Annotated in this window: 17 protein-coding genes; 8 read left to right on the forward strand and 9 right to left on the reverse strand. The window is 40.9% G+C overall.

The genetic code is table 11. The features are described from left to right. Nucleotides 1-27: 27 nt before the first annotated feature. From WKF66_RS08525 to murA, 3 genes are read left to right on the forward strand one after another with little or no spacing between them, the layout of a single operon-like run. Nucleotides 28-2316 carry an ATP-dependent helicase gene (locus tag WKF66_RS08525; protein ID WP_489674005.1) on the forward strand — a complete coding sequence of 763 codons (2289 nt, stop codon included), beginning with the start codon at nt 28-30 and terminating at the stop codon, nt 2314-2316. A gap of 35 nt (nt 2317-2351) precedes the next feature. Beyond that, on the forward strand, nt 2352-3041 hold the full coding sequence (locus tag WKF66_RS08530; RefSeq protein WP_489674006.1) for a DUF4290 domain-containing protein: 690 nt from the start codon (nt 2352-2354) through the stop codon (nt 3039-3041). 36 nt (nt 3042-3077) lie between these two features. Beyond that, the gene (gene murA, locus WKF66_RS08535; RefSeq protein WP_489674007.1) at nt 3078-4403 is read left to right on the forward strand and encodes a UDP-N-acetylglucosamine 1-carboxyvinyltransferase; all 1326 of its coding nucleotides are present in this window, start codon (nt 3078-3080) and stop codon (nt 4401-4403) included. A gap of 58 nt (nt 4404-4461) precedes the next feature. Here murA and WKF66_RS08540 read toward each other — a convergent pair whose 3' ends face one another. The 4 genes from WKF66_RS08540 to WKF66_RS08555 form a co-directional block, all read right to left on the reverse strand. After that, the gene (locus tag WKF66_RS08540) at nt 4462-5823 is read right to left on the reverse strand and encodes a pyridoxal-phosphate dependent enzyme (RefSeq protein ID WP_489674008.1); all 1362 of its coding nucleotides are present in this window, start codon (nt 5821-5823) and stop codon (nt 4462-4464) included. Nucleotides 5824-5973: 150 nt separating this feature from the next. Beyond that, a complete protein-coding gene (gene dprA / locus WKF66_RS08545; RefSeq protein WP_489674009.1) occupies nt 5974-7065 on the reverse strand; it encodes a DNA-processing protein DprA in 1092 nt (363 codons plus the stop codon). 75 nt (nt 7066-7140) lie between these two features. Continuing rightward, nucleotides 7141-7773, reverse strand: coding sequence for a 16S rRNA (guanine(527)-N(7))-methyltransferase RsmG (gene rsmG, locus WKF66_RS08550; RefSeq protein WP_489674010.1), 633 nt, complete (start codon nt 7771-7773; stop codon nt 7141-7143). Beyond that, the gene (locus WKF66_RS08555) at nt 7764-8885 is read right to left on the reverse strand and encodes a glycosyltransferase (RefSeq protein WP_489674011.1); all 1122 of its coding nucleotides are present in this window, start codon (nt 8883-8885) and stop codon (nt 7764-7766) included. The genes rsmG and WKF66_RS08555 overlap by 10 nt, the downstream gene beginning before the upstream one ends. A 165-nt stretch (nt 8886-9050) precedes the next feature. Between WKF66_RS08555 and tgt the strand changes: the two genes are divergently transcribed. From tgt to WKF66_RS08580, 5 genes are all read left to right on the forward strand, one after another. Then, nucleotides 9051-10181 carry a tRNA guanosine(34) transglycosylase Tgt gene (gene tgt / locus WKF66_RS08560; protein WP_489674012.1) on the forward strand — a complete coding sequence of 377 codons (1131 nt, stop codon included), beginning with the start codon at nt 9051-9053 and terminating at the stop codon, nt 10179-10181. After that, entirely contained in the window at nt 10182-11288 is a 1107-nt protein-coding gene (locus tag WKF66_RS08565) for an LptF/LptG family permease (protein WP_489674013.1), read from the forward strand. 15 nt (nt 11289-11303) lie between these two features. Further along, nucleotides 11304-12188 carry a DMT family transporter gene (locus WKF66_RS08570; protein ID WP_489674014.1) on the forward strand — a complete coding sequence of 295 codons (885 nt, stop codon included), beginning with the start codon at nt 11304-11306 and terminating at the stop codon, nt 12186-12188. A 525-nt stretch (nt 12189-12713) separates the two neighbouring features. Then, entirely contained in the window at nt 12714-15488 is a 2775-nt protein-coding gene (locus WKF66_RS08575) for a TolB-like translocation protein (protein WP_489674015.1), read from the forward strand. A 9-nt stretch (nt 15489-15497) separates the two neighbouring features. Then, nucleotides 15498-15776, forward strand: coding sequence for a LapA family protein (locus tag WKF66_RS08580; protein ID WP_489674016.1), 279 nt, complete (start codon nt 15498-15500; stop codon nt 15774-15776). Here WKF66_RS08580 and WKF66_RS08585 read toward each other — a convergent pair. The 5 genes from WKF66_RS08585 to WKF66_RS08605 all read right to left on the reverse strand — a co-directional run bounded on the left by WKF66_RS08585 (nt 15769) and on the right by WKF66_RS08605 (nt 21052). Further along, nucleotides 15769-16938 (reverse strand): trans-sulfuration enzyme family protein, encoded by a 1170-nt coding sequence (locus tag WKF66_RS08585; RefSeq protein ID WP_489674017.1) that lies wholly within the window; start codon nt 16936-16938, stop codon nt 15769-15771. The two genes, WKF66_RS08580 and WKF66_RS08585, sit on opposite strands and share 8 nt — an antisense overlap. A gap of 28 nt (nt 16939-16966) precedes the next feature. Continuing rightward, nucleotides 16967-17383: an OsmC family protein gene (locus tag WKF66_RS08590; RefSeq protein WP_489674018.1), complete on the reverse strand. Its 417-nt coding sequence runs from the start codon at nt 17381-17383 to the stop codon at nt 16967-16969. 178 nt (nt 17384-17561) lie between these two features. Beyond that, the gene (gene ispE, locus WKF66_RS08595) at nt 17562-18365 is read right to left on the reverse strand and encodes a 4-(cytidine 5'-diphospho)-2-C-methyl-D-erythritol kinase (protein ID WP_489674019.1); all 804 of its coding nucleotides are present in this window, start codon (nt 18363-18365) and stop codon (nt 17562-17564) included. 96 nt (nt 18366-18461) lie between these two features. Continuing rightward, complete coding sequence (locus tag WKF66_RS08600; RefSeq protein WP_489674020.1) at nt 18462-19604, reverse strand: redoxin domain-containing protein; 1143 nt, start codon at nt 19602-19604, stop codon at nt 18462-18464. 5 nt (nt 19605-19609) lie between these two features. Continuing rightward, a complete protein-coding gene (locus WKF66_RS08605; protein ID WP_489674021.1) occupies nt 19610-21052 on the reverse strand; it encodes a PKD-like family lipoprotein in 1443 nt (480 codons plus the stop codon). Nucleotides 21053-21068: the final 16 nt, after the last annotated feature.

Consider the following 21068-nt stretch of genomic DNA (forward strand, 5'->3'; position numbering starts at 1 on the left):
CTTAAACAGCAAGAACAGGAAACGGATTTGGATTATTTAGCAGGTTTAAACCCCCAACAACGTGCAGCAGTAGAAAATACACAAGGCCCGGCAATGATAGTGGCAGGTGCCGGCTCTGGAAAAACCCGTGTAATCACTTATCGGGTAGCTTACTTAATTGAGAAAGGAATAGACCCTTTCAACATTTTAGTGCTGACTTTTACTAATAAAGCTTCCAAGGATATGCGCGAGCGTATCATGAAAGTTGTGGGGTCTGAGGCTAAGAATATCTGGATGGGTACCTTCCACTCGGTATTTGCGAAGATACTTCGAGTAGAGGCTGAAAAAATTGGATACCCATCAAATTTCACAATCTATGATACCGATGATAGCAAAAGCCTGATCAGATCCATCCTTCGAGAGTTACAGCTCGACGATAAGCTTTACAATGCAAACTTCGTCTACAACCGAATTTCTTCAGCAAAAAACAATCTTATTTCTCACTCTGAATATTTGGAAAGTGCCGAAATTCAGTCAGAAGATGTCGGTAATAAAAGACCTTTACTAGGCACTATATACGAAACCTACACCAAGCGCTGCTTTAAAGCTGGTGCTATGGATTTCGACGATCTACTCTTTAAAACAAACGTATTGTTGAAAAGCCACCCCGACGTGCTTAACAAGTATCAACAGAAGTTCAAGTATCTAATGGTGGATGAGTACCAGGATACAAACTTTTCACAGTATACAATCGTTAAAAAGTTAGCTGCTGCTTACCAAAACATTTGTGTTGTAGGTGATGATGCTCAAAGTATCTACGCCTTTAGGGGGGCGAACATTCAAAATATATTGAATTTTGAAAGGGATTACCCCGATTTGAAAGTTTATAAGCTTGAGCAAAATTATCGATCTACACAAAACATCGTTGAAGTCGCTAATAGTATCATCGCCAATAATAAAAATCAGCTGGAGAAAAATGTATTCTCCGACAATGAACCAGGCGACCGGATTAAAGTTCAGCGCGCGTTCACGGACAATGAGGAAGGAAAGCTAGTTGCAGAAGCGATTGTTCAAGAGCGAACATCCAAAGGATATAACCACAATGACTTCGCTATACTTTACCGCACTAACGCCCAATCGAGGGCAATGGAGGAAGCTTTAAGAAAACTGAATGTACCTTATAAAATATATGGTGGGCTCTCTTTCTATCAGCGCAAAGAGGTAAAAGATATTATCGCTTACTTTCGATTAACCTTTAATCCGTCTGATGAGGAGGCTATAAAAAGGGTTATTAACTATCCAAAAAGAGGACTAGGTGATACAACAGTCGATAAGATAATTGTTGCTGCTGACAAAAATGATATCACAATGTGGGAGGTAATTTGTGCCCCACAGCAATATATTGAAGGCAGGATAGCGAATCAGCTTAACGACTTTGCGATGTTAATCCAAAGTTTCGCTGCAGAATCAAAGAAGTTAGACGCCTATGAAACAGCCCTGTATATCGCACAGCATTCAGGTATTCTCAAAGAGTTACATACAGACGACAGCGTTGAAGGCCGTAGTCGCTATGAAAATATACAAGAGCTATTAAATGGTATAAAAGAATTCGCAGAGCGTGAAGACATTGAAGACAGGAGTTTGGCTGTTTTTATGCAGGACATCGCACTACTAACGAACGACGACCGTCAGGACGACAAAACAAGGGATACAGTCTCTTTGATGACCATTCACTCCGCTAAGGGATTGGAATTCAAGAACGTTTTCGTCGTCGGCTTGGAAGAAAATCTTTTCCCATCACAAATGAGTCTCAATTCAAGAACAGATCTTGAGGAAGAACGCCGATTGTTCTACGTCGCTATCACTCGTGCTGAAAAGAAGCTTACTTTAACCTACGCCACCTCCCGATACCGATGGGGAACTTTGACGAATTGTGAACCTAGCCGCTTTATCAATGAAATAAACGCTAAATTTCTTGAGTTAGAGGTGGTAAAGCCGACAAAAAGTGTATTGGGAGATAATAGTTTCGATACCGAACGCAGAACCTGGTCACAGCAGCGGGAGGCTACAGCGTCCTCTACCCCTTCGAGAACACCGGTTCAGAGACCGAAAACTACTTCGATACTTCCTAAAGCACACGTTCCAACACCTGGCTTTACTCCAGATGTGGCATCAGCATTTCAAAATGGTATGGATGTTGAGCACGAGAAGTTTGGATTCGGTAAGATTGTAAGTTTGGAAGGTAATCTTCCTGATGTCAAAGCCACTGTATTCTTCCAGGGATTGGGCAACAAACAGTTGTTGCTAAAATTTGCTAAATTGCGAATTGTTAAATAAAAGATAAACGATTACATTCATAGAAATAAATACGCATGAATTTTGATTATAACACCACAAGAAACGAGCTGATTCTGGCAGAATATGGCCGTAATGTACAAAATATGGTTAAGTACATTATAGAGTTACCGGATCTTGAAGAAAGAAATAGATACGCACAAGCAGTAATTGACCTTATGGGATTTTTAAATCCGCATTTAAGAGATGTTGCTGATTTCAAACATAAACTTTGGGACCATTTACACATCATTTCCGGCTATAAGATCGACGTAGATTCTCCTTATCCAAAACCAACACCTGAAGCTGCGTTAGTTAAACCTGCGCATATCGGTTACCCTCAACAAAAGATTAAATATAAACACTATGGCAAAACTGTCGAAGTAATGATTGAGAAAGCCAAAGCTGTAAAAGATGAACCTGAAAAACGAGCTTCTATGGTGCAGGGCATCGCCAACTTCATGAAAATGGCATACGTTACCTGGAATAAAGATTCAGTAACTGACGAGACGATCATCAAAAACCTACGTGAACTTTCAAACGGAGAACTAGAATTAGATGAAAACATCAATCTAGCTAAGGTTGAATTTAAACCGGTTGTTGCCAGGCCTCTTAACAACAATCGTGGAAGAAACAATAACAACAACAACAGCAATAGCAAAAACAGACAAGGAAGTAACAATGGCCGCCCGCAGCAGCGTAATAACAATCCAAAACAAAGAAGCTAGCCTACCAATCTTAAAATACAAATACTTATTGACAATATGAATGCATTTGAAATAATTGGTGGAAAGAAGTTGAAGGGCGAAATTCACCCTCAGGGAGCAAAGAACGAAGCATTACAAATTATAGCTGCAGTTCTGTTAACTGATCAAAAGATTACAGTCAGTAATATTCCTGACATTAAAGACGTAAATAAGCTTATAGAATTGCTTGGCGATATGGGCGTTCACATCGAGCGTCTTTCAAAAGATACCTATACTTTCGAGGCGAAAAACATAGACTTAAAGTTCTTCTTATCTGATACCTTTAAGGCTAAAGGTGGCGGGTTAAGGGGCTCAATCATGATCGTAGGACCACTATTAGGGCGTTTTGGTACTGCTGCTATCCCTAAACCAGGAGGCGATAAGATAGGAAGAAGAAGATTAGACACCCATTTCCTGGGCTTTGAAAAGCTAGGTGCCAGGTTTGTTTATGATAGCAAAAAAGAGTTTTTTAACGTTGATGCCACTGATCTAAAAGGAGCTTATATCTTGTTGGATGAGGCTTCAGTAACTGGTACAGCGAACATTGTGATGGCTGCTGTCTTAGCAAAAGGAATCACAACAATTTACAATGCCGCCTGCGAGCCCTATTTACAACAGCTTTGCAAGATGCTTAACCGCATGGGTGCAAAAATCACCGGTGTTGGTTCAAATCTCTTAACCATTGAGGGAGTTGAGAAACTTGGAGGTACTGAACACAGAATGCTCCCTGATATGATCGAGATTGGTTCATTTATCGGACTTGCAGCTATGACAGAGTCGGAGATCACCATAAAAAATGTCTGCTATTCAGAGCTGGGTGTAATTCCAGATGTGTTCCGTAAGCTTGGTATCAAATTCGAATTGAGGGGTGACGATATTTATATCCCATCTCAGAAACATTATGTTATTGAGTCTTTCATTGACGGTTCGATGCTTACCATTGCAGATTCTCCATGGCCAGGATTTACTCCTGACTTACTTAGCATTGTTTTAGTTGTGGCTACTCAAGCAAAAGGGAATGTTTTAATTCACCAGAAAATGTTTGAAAGCAGGTTGTTTTTTGTAGACAAGCTTATTGATATGGGTGCCCAAATCATCCTATGTGATCCCCATAGAGCTACGGTAAATGGAATTGACAAGCAGTATAAACTTAGAGGCATAAGTATGACCTCTCCTGATATCCGCGCAGGTGTCTCCTTACTAATAGCCGCTTTATCAGCGGAAGGTAAGTCAACCATATTTAATATTGAACAGATCGAACGTGGATATCAGGACATTGATATACGCCTAAGGGCTTTAGGCGCGCAAATAAAACGTGTCGAAGCTTCTGCTCCTTCCCACTAAATAAAAAATGCCCCTCAGAAGAGGGGCATTTTTTATAGCCCTTTAATTAGAATATTTACTAAGCAGAGATGGCATTTATGATGTCATACTGAGTAATAATCTCAATCGTACCGCTTTCTGATTCCACTAATACAGCACTGTTTTCTTTGTTAATCAAAGCAGAAATGCGATCTATCGAAGTGTTCAAATCAACAAAAGGGAACGTTGCCGACATGATCTCCTGAACCTTCGCAGACTTTAGTGAGGGATTTACCATTAACGCTTTTAATATGTCACTTTCTGCCAATTTTCCAACTACCATCTGTTTTTGGGTAACGGGTATTTGAGATATATTGAGCATATGCATTGTATTAATCGCTTCTAGAATAGTCTTTTCACAATCTATCGTTACAATCTCAGTGTTGTCTTTCTTTGCAATGATTGTTTTTGCGGTCAGCTTTTCATCTGTCAGAAATCCACGCTCTCTCAGCCAATCTTCATTGTACATCTTACCCATGTACCGGCTACCATGATCATGAAAAATTACGACTACTACATCTTCAGGCTTGAGCTTATCTTTCAACTGAAGCAATCCTGCTATTGCTGACCCAGCCGAATTACCAACAAAGATACCTTCCTTACGGGCAATATCTCTTGTCATAAGCGCTGCATCCTTGTCAGTTACTTTCTCAAATAGATCAATCACATCAAAATCAACGTTCTTCGGAAGGAAGTCCTCCCCTATACCCTCAGTTATGTACGGATATATCTCATTTTTATCAAGAATACCGGTTTCCTTGTATTTTTTAAATACGGAACCGTAGGTATCAATACCCCACACCTTAATGTTTGGGTTCTTTTCTTTTAAATACTTACCAGTTCCGGAGATGGTACCGCCCGTTCCAACACCAACGACGAGGTGTGTGATCTTGCCTTCAGTTTGCTCCCATATCTCTGGCCCGGTTTGCTCATAATGTGCCTGCGTATTGGCAAGATTATCATACTGGTTCGGCTTCCATGAATTAGGCACTTCCCGCTCCAGACGGGATGAAACAGAATAATAAGATCGCGGATCCTCCGGCTCGACATTCGTTGGGCAAACGATCACCTCAGCGCCAAATGCGCGTAAAGCATCTACTTTCTCTTTCGACTGTTTATCCGTGGTTGTGAAGATACATTTGTACCCCTTTACAATAGCGGCCATAGCAAGCCCCATACCTGTATTTCCTGACGTTCCTTCTATAATTGTCCCACCTGGTTTCAGAACGCCGGACTGCTCCGCATCCTGAATCATTTTGATTGCCATCCTGTCTTTAATAGAATTTCCAGGGTTGGTCGTCTCAATTTTAGCAAGCACTGTAGCAGGTATTTCCTTAGTTACAGTATTTAGCCTCACCAGAGGGGTGTTACCTATTGTTTCTAAAATATTGTTATACCACATGATACAAAAATACCTATTAGGCTGCACAATTCTATTTTCTAATAGAAAATCAAAATATTATTTTATGAGCCTGCAGAATAAAAAATTATATTTTAATCTAGTTAGTCAATAGACATTAAAACAACCTTATATATGGGCTTTTAATTAATATTATTGGTTGAGTTTATACACTTTACCGGGCAGAGAAATCAACAACCCTTGCATTTCAAGATTTAAGAGATGCATCGCGAGTTTACTTTGAGTAATACCACACTTAACACCCAGCTCGTCTATTCGTGCCGACGATAGCTGTAAGATCTCAAATATTTGCTGTTCTTCCGGACTAAGCCCCAGCGGCAACTGAACTTTTGTAACCGGTTTGGGGATTGCAGAATCCCACCCCATGTAGTAGACAAAGTCTTTTGCATGGTTAATCAAAGCTGCACGACTGGTTTTAATCAGGAAATTACATCCTTCAGAATACACATCATTAACCCTTCCTGGAAAAGCATAGACATCTCTGTCATAAGAATTGGCAATATCTGCAGTGATCAATGCGCCACCCTTCAAAGTTGCTTCAACAACGATCGTGGCATCAGCCAGTCCGGCGATGATCCTGTTCCTCTTTGGAAAGTTTTCCTTATCCGGATTTGTTTGAAGCGGAAACTCGGTGATAAGACCCCCATTGTACACCATTTTCTGCGCTACAGAATGATGTAATTGGGGATAGATTCGATCTAACCCATGCGCAAGAACCCCTATGGTAGGAATGTTATGTTGAAGACTCTCTTTATGGGCTGTTACATCAATTCCATATGCCAGTCCACTTATGATCAGCACATCATAAGCAGAGAGAACCTCTGCTAGCTGCCGACACAAATAGCGGCCATAATCCGTTGCTTTTCTGGTTCCCACCACACTAACAATCCGAGGGTGATTTACGTCAACACTTCCTCTGAAATATAAAAGTATAGGTGCATCAAAACACTCTATTAGTCTGCGGGGATAATTCTCATCACCAAAAAACATTACCTCGATCTTATGTTTCTTTAAGAACCTGATCTGCTCTTCTGCGAGTTTCAAGGCGTCATTGTTAACAATTTCCGCAGCTGTAACTGGCCCTACGCCGGGAATTTCCATTAACTGTTTCAAACTGGCACCAAAAACAAGCTCCGCTGAACCAAAGTGGCCAAGCAAATTTTTAGCTGTTACATGCCCAACACTCTTTATCAGTGTTAGAGCAATCTTGTGTACTAAACTCATATAGCAATCTCTGCTATATATATTGTAGAAACCACTATAGAAGAAAAGTGTCAGGACTATGCCTATGAAGTTGGCTTATTGAGGGATGTAGACCACGTATTTGGTTTCGAAGAACTCTTCCTTAAAATACGCTGAGAGTGGATATAATTCTGCTTTCAGCTTTGATTCGGCTATTTCTTCGGCTAAATCGCCCCCCTTCAGGTAAAGAATGCCATTTGCTATTGCGTTCTTAGAATCTTTATTGAACTTGCCTTGTATCCAGGGGTAAAAATCAATCAACCTGGTAACAGCCCTCGAAACAACAAAGTCATATTTGTCACTCACTTGTTCAGCACGTAAATGGCTTGCCTTTACGTTGGAAATACCCAGTGCTGCCGCTACTTCCACAACAACCTTTATCTTTTTACCGATCGAATCTACCAGGTGAAACTGCGTTTCTGGAAATAGTATTGCCAAAGGAATACCTGGAAATCCTCCTCCAGTTCCAACATCAAGTACCTTTTCTCCAGGCTTAAAGCTGCAGAATTTTGCAATACCAAGGGAGTGCAGAATATGACGCTCGTATAATTCCTCAATGTCTTTCCTGGAAATAACATTAATCTGTGCATTCCAAAAACTATACAATTCATATAGCTTATCAAACTTCTCAATTTGATCTTCGGTAAGACCCGGAAAGTACTCTTGAATTAATGTCGATTTTATTTCCACTGGACTTTTTTAACAAATATAGAGACTATGGCGTTAAACACCAGAAAAATGAAGAGCAGAATATCCAGAATAGGAAACCACCAGCGGAGTCCACTGTAGCTTAGTCGTTTTAGTAGCCGCGGATAAACGAAGCTTCTGACTAAAATACTTAAAGCAAATGTCCCTAAGGCAATATATACAGCCGGTTTAAAGAACATCAGCGAGACCAACAGCGCATAAAACAGAAATTGTATGGCAATTTGGAAAGTAAGAACAAATTTATGCTTGCCTTTATAGAGCTTGCCAGCTCCAAAGTGGCGTTTTTTCTGTCTCAAATAAGCACCGAAAGTGGCGTTCGGACTGCTCCATACCTGTGCATCCGGGTTGATCTGTATGGCAGTATTAAACCTCGTCGCATGGGCATTTACAAACAAATCATCGTCTCCGGAAGGGATGTGCATATGTGCAGCGAATCCCTTGTTTTTGAAGAAAAGCGACTTTTTATAAGCCAAATTCCTCCCAACACCCATGTAGGGCATTCCTTTCAATGCAAAAGAAAGATAATTTACAGCAGTAAAAAAAGTCTCAAAACGAATCAATGCATTTAATAAACCTTTTCGCTTCAGGTATGGGGAATACCCCAATAGAATTTCGATCTGCTCATCTTCCGGTTGCTGCATTCCTAACAGCCATTGCGATGAGGCAGGCGCACAGTCCGCGTCCGTAAATACCAACCAATCATGTTCTGCTGCTTTAATTCCCATAGTCACAGCAAATTTTTTCCCAGCTATAAACTTTTGTCCATCAGCAATGCTTACAATCTTAAGGTGCTTATATTGCTTCCCAAACTCTTCTAACAGATCACCTGTTCCGTCCCAGGAACGATCATTCACTACGATCACCTCATAATGAGGATAATTCTGAGTGAGTACCAGATGTAGGTATTCCTTAAGATTCACGATTTCATTTCTTGCACAAATGATAACACTTAAAGGCTTTCGGGCTTCAGAAGGAAGCGCTACCACAGGATAAACCGCCAATTTAAGATGAACGAACAGGCTATAATACAGCTGTATAATCAAGCAAAAAGTTAATGCACCTAAAAGGTAAATCTCTGTTATTGTTAGTTCCAAATCGTTCCGGGTAATTTGCAAATCTCTCATTTTAAATCTGCAATGAACTTGTATGTTGATAAAAATTTACGCCCTTAAATAGCTGGTTTTTTGCTACTTTTGGCAGATTTTAATAATGTCATGCAATCAATCGTTGTTTCGACATTAACGCATAAGGAAACACAAATGAAATTTAGTTTAGCGGCAAAGGATATACATTCCAAGGCCAGAGCAGGTACTGTTACTACGGACCATGGGGAGATACAAACACCTATTTTTATGCCTGTTGGAACGGCAGGGACCGTTAAAGCGGTGCACCAACGCGAGTTGAAAAACGACATTGACGCCAAAATCATACTCGGAAATACTTATCACCTTTATCTCAGACCCGGATTAGACATCATTGAACAGTCAGGCGGTTTACATAAGTTTATTGGCTGGGACCGACCAATTCTTACAGACAGTGGTGGTTATCAAGTATATTCTCTAAGTAAAGTTAGAAAAATCAAAGAGGAAGGAGTTACCTTCCGCTCTCATATTGACGGCTCTAAACACCTCTTCACGCCAGAATATGCCATGGATATTCAGCGAACCATTGGTGCCGATATCATCATGGCCTTCGATGAGTGTACACCATACCCTTGCGATTATAGTTATGCTGCATCATCCATCAACATGACGCACAGATGGTTAAAACGTTGTTGCAAAAGATTTGATACAACGGAGTCCAAATATGGCTTTGATCAAACGCTTTTCCCAATAGTCCAGGGCTCTGTTTATAAAGATTTAAGAGTGAAGTCAGCTGAGTTCATCGCCTCAATGGACCGGGAAGGCAATGCAATCGGTGGTTTATCCGTAGGAGAACCTGCAGAAGAAATGTACGCAATGTCAGAGATTGTATGTGATATTCTACCTTGGGAAAAGCCAAGATACCTCATGGGAGTTGGTACGCCAATTAATATACTGGAAAACATCGCTTTAGGTATAGACATGTTCGATTGCGTCATGCCTACCAGAAATGCCAGAAATGGTATGTTGTTTACAAAGAATGGCATCATTAACATTGGAAACAAAAAATGGGCGGATGATTTCTCGCCGATCGAAGCAGATAGCGACCTTTACGCAGATACCACCTATTCTAAAGCATATTTAAGACATCTAATGCACTCAAAAGAGATGCTTGGTGCGCAAATTGCTACCTTACACAATCTTCACTTCTATACCTGGCTCGTAAAAGAGGCCCGTGAAAAGATCATTAGCGGGGAGTTTTATGCCTGGAAAAACAAAATGGTAACCATATTAGGAAACAAATTATAAATGAACATCTTCAAAAGCAGGATAAAGATCATTGATTGGTACATCATCAGCAAGTATCTGGGAACATTCTTATATACCCTAACCCTGTTTATTGTCATCATTATCATCTTTGATCTGTCTGAAAAACTGGATGATTTCCTGAGTGCAAAGCTTACGTTTTGGCAGGTGATCACACTCTATTATGCGGGTTCTATCCCGTTTTATGTTAATATGTTGTCGCCACTCATCAACTTCATTGCCGTCATCTTTTTTACAGCAAAAATGGCTGATCAAACTGAGATTGTTCCTATTCTAAGCGGAGGCGTAAGCTTTAACCGCTTTCTTCTGCCCTACTTTATTTCAGCTTTCATCATCTTCGCCTTCAATCTGGCTTCAAATCTCTATATTCTTCCTTATACTAATCGCCTTAAAAACAGCTTTGAGAACACCTATGTAAAGAAGAATGATCCTTCGTCAAAGAACAACATACATATGAGGTTAGATGAGCACACGTTCATCTATATGGACAACTTCGATAACAAAACGAAAATAGGTTCAAAGTTCAATCTTGACAATTTTAAGGGCGACGTATTGGTTAAAAAGATAGTAGCCGAACGTGTCAGCTATGATTCGGTGAAGCGCGTCTGGCGATTACAAAATTACTCAACACGGTATATCAAAGATCTTAAAGAATCTCTTAAAAGCGGCGCCTATGGCACTACAAAGGATACTATTCTAGATATGCAACCCGATGACTTCTCTGCATATGATAACGTCTTTGAGAACCTTAGTAACCGAGAACTGGCCGATAAAATTAAGAAAGAAAAGATCAGAGGTACGGGCGTTTGGAACGACTTGCTCTTCGAGCGCTATAAACGCTGGTTAAGCCCCTTATCTGCATTTGTACTGACATTAATTGGTGTGGCCTTATCTTCGCGTAAAGTTCGCGGAGGAGTGGGCTTACCACTTGGAATAGGCATTCTTTTAAGTTTTGGATATATTGTACTTGGGCAATTTGCAAAAATGTTTTCCCTTAAAGGTGGGATTTCTCCTCTTTTTTCAGTCTTAGCCCCAACCATTATCTTCGGACTCCTTGGGTACTATTTGCTTAGAAAAGCACCAAAATAGTTCTACAACAATATAATGGGCACATCAACAGCGAATAGAAACCTTCTGATCCTACATTTTACAGTGCTGATATGGGGATTTACTGGTATTCTAGGTAATTTAATCTCTGTAAGTGCAGTGCAGATGGTTTGGTATCGGGTAATGATAGCCAGCATCACGCTACTGGTCTACTTTCTTCTGACTAAAACAAGCATCAGAGTCTCCAGGAAGCAGTTTCTTCAATTTTTCTTTACAGGGAGCATCGTCGCAATACATTGGATATTATTCTTTCATGCGATTAAGGTATCGACAGTCTCTGTCACTTTGGTGTGTCTATCATCTTCCACTCTATTTACCGCAATACTGGAACCGCTGATCAAAAGACAGTCGATTCTTGCTTCCGATATAGTTATTGGTATGGTAATTATCCTCGGTATATATCTGATTTTTAAGTTCGAATCTCAGTACACAAAGGGCATTATTTTAGGGCTGTCTTCTGCACTTGCCTCGAGTCTATTTGCAACAGTTAACTCAACCTTAGTCCAAAAAAGTGACCCAAAATTGATTGGTTTTTATGAGCTCACGGGCGCATGTTTCTGGATAACTGTATATAGATTTGCAACGAATGAGCTGCAAAATGAGACCTTCAATCTAAGCTCGTCCGACTGGTTTTACCTACTTGTTTTAGGCACCATTTGCACCGCTCTTGCCTACGTTGCTGGAGTCTCCGTCATGCGTACATTGTCTGCATTTAGGGTGGCACTGATTACCAATTTGGAACCCGTCTATGGTATCATTCTAGCTTTCTTGTTTTTTGGAAATAGAGAGACCATGTCCATCGGATTCTACCTTGGAGCAACCCTCATTTTAGGCTCTATTTTCCTGTATCCAATCTATAAAAAACGCAAGGGTTTAGCGTAGTATCCGACCGGTAAAACCGACTGTTGCCCTTAAATTCTAGCAGATGATGGCAGTGAAATGAATACGGCCCGATCTGAAAATGTTAGTGTTTTGCAAAACAATGGGAGCACTTAAATATTTAGGCATCGTCATCCTGAATTCATTTCAGGACCTCGGCATAGCGATGCCACCTAATCCGAGGTTGTGGCATACGCCGCAATAACGGGGGTAGGATAGCCGCGCAGTTAGTCCAAAAGTCATCTAAAAATTTCCTTAATTAGTGTATCTTAACAGAGTAAAACTAACTAGCGTTATTGTTTTGATATAACGAGCTACTGAGTGGCATAATACTAGTTTATTTTATATAATTCTCAATTTTACTCACTTTGAATGTAAGTTATATCCTACACATTTTCAGACATTTATAATAACATACCTAAATTTAATATTTTTACTAAATGCATTTCCAACTTATAAATATACTAAATATATTAGCATTAACTCATTATGCCTCATAAACCATGTTATTACTTATTGAAATTCAGTATGTTATCCATACTAACTTTAACCTTATCAGCACATAGCACAAATGCACAGATATTTAATAGAGATCAAAACCCCCTTAGTGTAAAATGGCGCCAAATCTCGGCGAGCGGGTTTCAGATTATTTATCCGACAGAACTAGAGAAAGAAGCACAGCGCATGGCGAACACACTCGGTTATATCTATCCCCATGTCGGCGCCAGCCTTAGGAGAGACAGAACAGTTATTCCACTCCTACTTCAAAACCGGGGAGTCATTGCAAATGGCTTTGTGCAGCTGGCCCCAAAGAAGTCAGAGTTCTTTACAACGCCACCTCAACAGTTCGATAGTCAGGACTGGCTAAACAACCTCGCGGTTCATGAACTCAGGCACATCGCACAGTTCGACAAACTGACCGGAGGAAAAGCCCGCCCCTTCCCCGAAGATGTGTACTTTGCATGGTTCGGGGCCAGCGTTCCACTATGGTTTTTTGAAGGTGATGCAGTAACCATTGAGACCGCCTTAAGCCGGGCCGGAAGAGGTCGCCAGCCTTCCTGGATTATGCCTTACCGGGCGAACCTTTTAGAAGGTAAAAACTTCTCTTATAGCAAGATCAATTTCGGTTCATCAAAAGACATCACGCCCGGCTATTACCAATATGGCTACCTCAATGTTTCAAACATAAAAAAGCACTTTGGGAAAGACATTTTCGACACTGTACTGACCGACCTTCGGCACCGGCCATTAAGACTATACCCTTTTTCAAATAGCCTTAAGAAATACACCGGCTCAGGAACTAAGAAATGGTTCAGGCAAACCACCGCAATCCTAAAGACTAATTGGAGAAATCAGGCGGACAGTTCAAACATTAAGAATTACACGTCACTAAACAAGGCCTCTACTTTCGCTACAAATTACTTCCTGCCGGTTAGATTACCTAATAGCAAAACTTTGACCCTCAAACAAAGCAAGTCGGAGACCTCCCACTTTGTCCTCATCGATTCAGACAAAACTGAAAAGAGAATGTTTAGCATCGCTTACCAAGAACAGCCCTGGTTTAGCTACGCCAATAATACCATCACCTGGGATGAGATCAGGTATGATCCCCGTTATCGCCAAAGAAGTTACAGCGTCATCTGCACCTACAACTTTCAAACAAAGAGAATAACCAGTCTAACCAAAAGAACTAGACTTTTCTCCCCTTCCCTGTCTGCGGACGCTAAAAAGATTGTAGCAGTTCAGATCGATTTAAGCAACCAATCCAATTTGATTGAACTGGACGCAACTACCGGGAAGATGCTAAGAACTTTACCCAACCAGGAAAATCTGATCCTTCAGACGCCTTCTTACGACGCCACAGGGAATATCATAACGTACGTCAGCGTATCCGAAAGTGGGAAGGCACTGTGGGTGACAAACGGTACTAAATCCGATAAGCTTATCCCCGAATCTCAGCAACAGCTAAGCAGGCCGATATTCTTCAATCAGGGGATAGTTTTTAACGCCCACTACAGCGGCATCGATAACATTTACAGCATAGACACCATCTCAAGGAATGTAAGCGCTCTCAGCGCCTCTAAATACGGCGCTTTTAATGCTTCCCCTATAAACGCTAAGGAAATGGTGTTTAACAACTATCAGGTAACCGGATATCAGATCGCGCAAACTAACATCGACACGATATCTTCTAGTAATCCAGCTACCAACTCTTTCGTGAATTTTGGCGCAACAACACAGCGACAGGAATCCTCCGCTAATGTTTTCTCTGATGTTCCAACTCAAACTTTTGAATCTAAGCCTTATCATGCGTTAGGGAACCTGTTTAACCTGCACAGCCTGAATCCTACCATAGAAAATGAATACAAAGGCGGTCTTCAACTGGTTTCAAACAACCTGCTCAACACCTTCGATTCCTTTGGAGGTGTTGAGTATCACCGCGACTTAAACCGCCTTGAGTATAGCACTGGGTTCTCGCTGAAGGCGTTTTACCCAATCTTATCCGCCACTTACAGAAACCGGCCGAGAAGAACTTTTTATACCCAGAATAGGATAAGCAAGCAAGGCGATTGGAGGGAAAATAATGTGCAACTTCAGGCGTCCCTTCCGCTAACGGTAAATTCCTTTAACGATTCGTATAGCCTCTCCTTAAACACACTTACAAGTTATACGCAACGCTATCAACTCGAAAACCTCCCATCGAGCTTTGTGAAGACGTTAAACTTCCCGATGGAGTATAATGTTTCCTTTACACACAGCAGCAGGCAGGCGGAGCGGGATATTGCACCCAGGTGGGCGCAGATCTTAAGAGTAGCTTATCTCCACCAGCCCTTCGACAATAAACTAGCAGGTGGTCTTTTCTCAGCAGAAGGATTTTTGTATTTCCCAGGATTCGCAAGAAATCACTCTTTCCTCGCTAATTTCAATTGGCAAAACTCCTGGGGGATCAGACGGTTTGACAGAGAGATCAATTCGGTGTATGGTTACAACAATATTCTCGCAAAAAGTCAGCTAAGAAATACTTTGCTGTTCAACTACCGTTTTCCCATTGCATTTCCCGATGCGGAAATTGGGCCATTGGCCTATGTACGAACGCTACGAGCAAGTTTATTTTGCCATTATGAGAACATAGGTACCGAAACAAATGTTTCAGAACCTAAAACATATGGCTTTGAATTGCGTAGTAACATGAACGTATTACGTTACCAGCCTAACGTTGAGTTGGGTGGAAGAGTCGTTTTTGTTAATAAAATCTATAATCAGAAACCTATATTAGAACTAATTTTAAACTACAGCTTCTAAATTAAACACATGAGCGCAAAAACCATCTCCATCATCGCCATTACCGCTATCATTATCATTTTCCTGATGCTTAATACAGAAGCTGTCGAGTTCAACTTTATCTTCGGTAAAGCAGACGTCTCCAAGCTGGTTATTGTGGGCGTCTGTACGTTCATTGGTTTTATAGTCGGATACTGGGCCGCTAAACCAAAGACCACAGTCACCAGTTATGACAAAGACGGTCCACAAGCTAATCCTGCAGACCGTAAAAATGACTTAAGCGATGAAGACCGCGATTATATTAGTTAGCTAGTGCTTGAGAAATATCTTTTAGGATATCATCAACATGCTCCAGACCAATAGATAAACGGATTGTACCCTGCTCAATACCAACCTCAAGGCGTTGCTCTTCTGTAAGTTTTGAATGCGTACTTGTAGCGGGATGCGTTGCTATTGACCGCGTATCGCCAAGATTTGCAGAAATAGAGAACATTTTTAGCTTATCCATAAATGCACTTGCTGCTTCAACACCTCCATGAATGACCAGGGTCACTATACCTCCACCCAATTTCATTTGCTTTTTAGCGATTTCATATTGAGGATGAGATTTTAGAAAGGGATACATTACCTTTTTGACGGATGGTTGTGCCTCCAAATATTCCGCTACTTTTAAAGCATTTTCACAATGCCTGTCCATCCGTACGGCTAAGGTCTCCAAACTCTTAGAGAGCAGCCAGGCGTTAAATGGCGACATCGCCGGTCCACTATGCCTTGCAAACCCTTCAATATCTTTAATCAGCTTGTTAGATCCTAAAATAATACCACCTAGCGTACGACCTTGCCCATCAATGAATTTGGTGGCAGAGTGTATAGAGATATCGGCACCCAACTTAATCGGCTGTTGTAAGTATGGCGTCGCGAAACAATTGTCCACAACCACTAAAATATTGCGAGTCTTTGCCAGTTTAACTAACCATTCTAAATCAATGATATCGATTCCTGGATTTGAAGGCGTTTCAACAAAGATCATTTTTGTGTTTTCTTTGATGCCACTTTCCCACTGCTCAGGCTTATCAAGATCTGCGTAGGAATAAGTGATACCCCATTTCGGAAAAATATTGTTAAGTAGCTGGTGCGTAGACCCGAAAACAGATCGACTAGACAATACATGATCGCCTGATCCCAGGAAAGTCATGAAGGTTGTAAAAATAGCGGCCATACCGCTGGAGGTTGCCCAACCGTTTTCAGCACCTTCCAGAACAGACATTTTATTAATAAGCTCGTCCGTATTTGGATTTGCATAACGACTATAGACGTTCCCCTCTTTCTCATTAGCAAAAAGGGCACGCATCTCCTCCGCGTCATCGAATTTATAACTAGAAGTTAAATAAAGTGGCACAGAATGCTCTTTATACTGACTTCTTTCAATTTGTAAACGTATGGCTAGGGTTTCAAAATTATCTTCTTGCATGATGGGTAACGCTATTATTATTGCTTTATTAGTTATGAATGGTATAAGTAAAATTTAAGGTTGCAGAACGACCAAGTATATTGGATACAGAGCAGTACTTATCAAAAGTCAGCGCAAGCGCACGTTCTACTTTCTGAACGTTCAAGGCTCCATAAAGATCGAAATGGACATCTATAACGTCGAAAATCGGCGGCATCTCTTCATCTTTTCTAGTTGCATTGATCTTTATTTTAACGTCATTTAAGGGCTCCTTCTGTTTGCTGAGGACATTCACCATGTCAATACCACTGCAACCACCAAGTCCAACCAACAGCATTTCCATAGGACGGAATCCTTTTCCTTCACCACCAATTGCTTCTTTAGCATCCAGTTCAACTTTGAACCCTGTTCCGTTCTCTGCCTCGAAATTGAATTTACCGCTTTTACGTATCAGATTTATTTCCATTTTATTGCTTATTCAAAATTTATTTTCTCATGCTTAGTCATGTCTTTCACTCCTTCGTAATCCTGAATTTATTTCAGGACCCCGGCCTTGCTGGTCCGAGTTACCGGCCTTCGCCGACATGACGAAAGGTCACCATAACAGAAGTTCACCATGCGGGCGCTCCCTACACCCTTCCAACCTAACACCCGTAAAAAACCTCACATTCCTTCTCCAGTTGCTCCAGCTTTACCTTCCCCTCAAATATCCCGAAAACCGATGAACCACTGCCACTCATGAGCGCAAATATTGCCCCTGCATGATACAACTCATCCTTCAGCCGCTCTATCTGGGAATATTTCTTAAATACGTTCTTTTCAAAATCATTGAAAATACAAGATCTCCACTCCCGCACCGGCAAATGTATCAAATCTTTCACCGAACTTTCAGGAACCGTAGGCAGAATTCCTCCATAGGCATCCGCCGTAGACACATGAACTTCAGGCTTTACCACAACTATTTCATATGAAGAAAGGTCAAGCTCGAGCGGAGAAAACTCATCTCCTTTACCTGCTGCATAAACCGGCTTATTTTCTATAAAAAACGCACAATCAGCACCCAAGTGCCTAACATAATCCTCCAACTCCAATATCGACAATCCTAACGCGAACTTCTCATTAAGTAACTTGACCAGAAAAGCTGCATCAGACGAGCCTCCTCCTAAGCCCGCACCTATTGGAATATTTTTTAATAGTGTGATCTTCTGCGGAGGAAGATCAAAGTCATTCCTTAACGCATTATAAGCCTTTAAACAGAGGTTATCTGAAGAATTTCCTGGTATCTCCATACCTAACGAAACGAAAGATGTAACAGCAGCATCACTAATCTCTATAACATCGTTAATCCTGACCGGATAAAATACCGTTTCAAGATTATGGTAACCATCTACCCTCTTCTCAACTACCTGTAACCCAAGATTTATTTTAGCATTAGCAAAAGCAAGCATGCGACGTTTTTTGAAAAGCAAACGTACGAAAAAGTGGCTTAAAGCAAAAAGGGGCAAATGCCTTTGCATCGCCCCTCTCAGACTACTAACTTAAAACTAATCTAACATCTCTGCAAGCTTTTTATTCAAGGCATCGCCTCGTAATCCGGCACCTACAATCTTGCCATCTTTACCTACCAGATAACTTGCAGGAACAGCTCTAACGCCATAAAGCCTTCCTACTTCATTGTTCCAGCCTTTAAGATCAGAAACATGAGTCCATGGTAAGCCATCTTTCTCGATTGCGCCAAGCCAAAGCTTTTTGTCGCTATCCAGAGAAACAGACAATATTTCAAATCCTTTGTCCTTGTAAGTGTTATATTGTTTTACCAGGTTCGGATTTTCTGCCCTACATGGCGAGCACCAGCTTGCCCAGAATTCTACCAATACTAATTTTCCTTTGTAATCAGCTAGTGATACCGCTTTTCCAGAGACATCGTTTTGAGTAAACACTGGAGCTACTGCACCAATCGCAGTTAAATTCGAAGCATTTAAACGCTGTTGAAGCTCTTTACCCATATCGGTTGCAAGCAGCTCTTTGCTAAAGGTATTTAAAATAGGCTGTGCACGAACAGCATCTTTAACATTCGCAGCTTCGGAAAGCGCTACTAAACCGAAGAACGATTTGGGATTAGCCTTAGCAAACTCCCATTGCTTCTCCGTACGCGCCGCAAGATTCTTACGATATTTCAAATCTACCTTCTTCATATAAAGAGTATCCTTCTTCTGTTCCTCAGTGCCACTATTAAAATCAATGTTTACAGCTTTTGTCAAAGCCATAATAGAACCTCCAATAAACTTGTTATAAGCAGCCTGCTCATTATAAACTTTCGAACCAGTTACCACAGCGTTATCTAATGAATCGTTGGAAGTGAAGACAACATTCTCTTTTCCAAAGTAAATGTATACCACATCGGCACCGGGAGCATATATTGCATGACCCTTTCCTTTACCCTCATGAGAAAGTGCCATTCTCGCTGTTGTATAGCCAGATACTTTTCCTGTAAATTTGAAGGTACCATCAACTAAGTAAACAGAATCGGTATTGCCACCACCACTACCTTGATCAGAATAATCAAGATAAGCCATAGCCGGCTTAGTAAGCTTGCCAATATGGCCAGTAATCGTGAAGTTGTTAGCTTGCGCAAAGGAAGCGACTGGCGCAAAAAGCGCTGCTAGAATAAATAATCTTAGTTTCATAATTTTTACTTTCTAAATATGATGTCAACCGGAGCTCCCGGTATGCCATTAATTGTTTTTGTAATATTTCCGTTTTTACCTACCGTAACATCCAGGGTCAGTATAGCCCCATCCACACCTACGGTTAAACTATTATCATCACTGCTGATCTTGAGCATGGACACTTTCTTACCTGCAAGCGCAGCATCAAGTACTCGTAAGTCCTGATTAATTGGATTATAGCGGTAGATTTTATCATTAGAAGAGAAGTAGAAAACATTTAAGTTGTTCTTAACCCACTTGCTATCTGCATTAATTAATGCAGAGCCAACAAACACCCTCTTAAAGGCGGGTTCAAACCATTTATCATTTCCATTCAAATCGTAATTAAATCCTAGTTCATAAACTACACCATCGGGCTGCTGAAAGAATGCATAATTACCACCATCTTCACCCGTCTTCATAAAGATCAGATTGCTCATTCCAACATTCCTCGGATCGAATACGGGGACAGTTGGTGATTGGTACTTAGTACCTAAATAAGTCCCATCACCCCCAAACACAACAAATCCTTTTGCTTTAGTATCAAAGCCAAAAAAGAAGTTACTTCCATGTGTGAAGTATTTTGACAACAAATAATCCCCATTTTGCTCATTACCAAATTTGCCATAGTCGGGCGCAAATGGAGCAGTCGTCTGTACACCAACGTAAAGTTTAGAGTTAATTACACCAGTAGGAACGGTGCCCATCTGAATCTGCCCTAAATAAGGTTCAAGGTAACCAGGAACAATAGTCGCAGGCGGCAGAAAGAACTGATCACTAAAATTTGTCTTCTTCAAAAAAGTATTTGCATCCACAACCACACTTTGATTTGCCGGGTCGTTACACAACAGCCAGTATTCCTCTTTCGTCAATACCTGATAGGGCAGTGGTTTAGAATAATACAATTGAACAGGATTTGATGGCAAAGCCTTACCATTAAGGGATTGATAAATGTCTGCCAACACTGTAACATCGTCAGGTTTAATAAACGATAACTTTGAGGAGCCATTGACCGAACTCAGCACTAATGTACCTTTAGAAAACTGAGTGGTACCTGTTACCTTAAATTTATATTTATATTTCAAGCCATTCCGCTTATCAGTTACGGTCAGCGTAGAAGCACGTTCACCTGTCCCTAAGTTATAAAGTAGCTTTAGCGGATAGCCTGTGTAAACTGCTTCTCTTAGGTCTTCCAGAATTAATATTCGCCATTCAAAGTCAAGGTCCTTAATTGGATCTGCTCCCTCAAAAGTAACCGTTGGTTTTATAATTAACGAGTCTCCAATTAGTGCAGAAAAATTTACATCAGTTATTCCACTTATCAAAGGTTCTGATACGGGATGATAGTTGTAGTTTCCAAGATCCTTCTTGCAAGAGGTGCAAAAGCTGGTTATCATAACCAGCATTAATATATATTTAAATCTCATTGTCTTAGCTTTAAGT

This window comes from Pedobacter sp. (assembly GCF_037719805.1).
In the GTDB taxonomy this organism is placed as follows: domain Bacteria; phylum Bacteroidota; class Bacteroidia; order Sphingobacteriales; family Sphingobacteriaceae; genus Pedobacter.

Bases quoted from the DNA above. Each gene is read 5' to 3' on its own strand.
- WKF66_RS08530 (WP_489674006.1), top strand. From the start codon at position 2,352: ATGAATTTTGATTATAACACCACAAGAAACGAGCTGATTCTGGCAGAA.
- murA (WP_489674007.1), top strand. From the start codon at position 3,078: ATGAATGCATTTGAAATAATTGGTGGAAAGAAGTTGAAGGGCGAAATT.
- WKF66_RS08540 (WP_489674008.1), bottom strand. From the start codon at position 5,823: ATGTGGTATAACAATATTTTAGAAACAATAGGTAACACCCCTCTGGTG.
- dprA (WP_489674009.1), bottom strand. From the start codon at position 7,065: ATGAGTTTAGTACACAAGATTGCTCTAACACTGATAAAGAGTGTTGGG.
- tgt (WP_489674012.1), top strand. From the start codon at position 9,051: ATGAAATTTAGTTTAGCGGCAAAGGATATACATTCCAAGGCCAGAGCA.
- WKF66_RS08565 (WP_489674013.1), top strand. From the start codon at position 10,182: ATGAACATCTTCAAAAGCAGGATAAAGATCATTGATTGGTACATCATC.
- WKF66_RS08570 (WP_489674014.1), top strand. From the start codon at position 11,304: ATGGGCACATCAACAGCGAATAGAAACCTTCTGATCCTACATTTTACA.
- WKF66_RS08575 (WP_489674015.1), top strand. From the start codon at position 12,714: ATGTTATCCATACTAACTTTAACCTTATCAGCACATAGCACAAATGCA.
- WKF66_RS08580 (WP_489674016.1), top strand. From the start codon at position 15,498: ATGAGCGCAAAAACCATCTCCATCATCGCCATTACCGCTATCATTATC.
- WKF66_RS08585 (WP_489674017.1), bottom strand. From the start codon at position 16,938: ATGCAAGAAGATAATTTTGAAACCCTAGCCATACGTTTACAAATTGAA.
- WKF66_RS08590 (WP_489674018.1), bottom strand. From the start codon at position 17,383: ATGGAAATAAATCTGATACGTAAAAGCGGTAAATTCAATTTCGAGGCA.
- ispE (WP_489674019.1), bottom strand. From the start codon at position 18,365: ATGCTTGCTTTTGCTAATGCTAAAATAAATCTTGGGTTACAGGTAGTT.
- WKF66_RS08600 (WP_489674020.1), bottom strand. From the start codon at position 19,604: ATGAAACTAAGATTATTTATTCTAGCAGCGCTTTTTGCGCCAGTCGCT.
- WKF66_RS08605 (WP_489674021.1), bottom strand. From the start codon at position 21,052: ATGAGATTTAAATATATATTAATGCTGGTTATGATAACCAGCTTTTGC.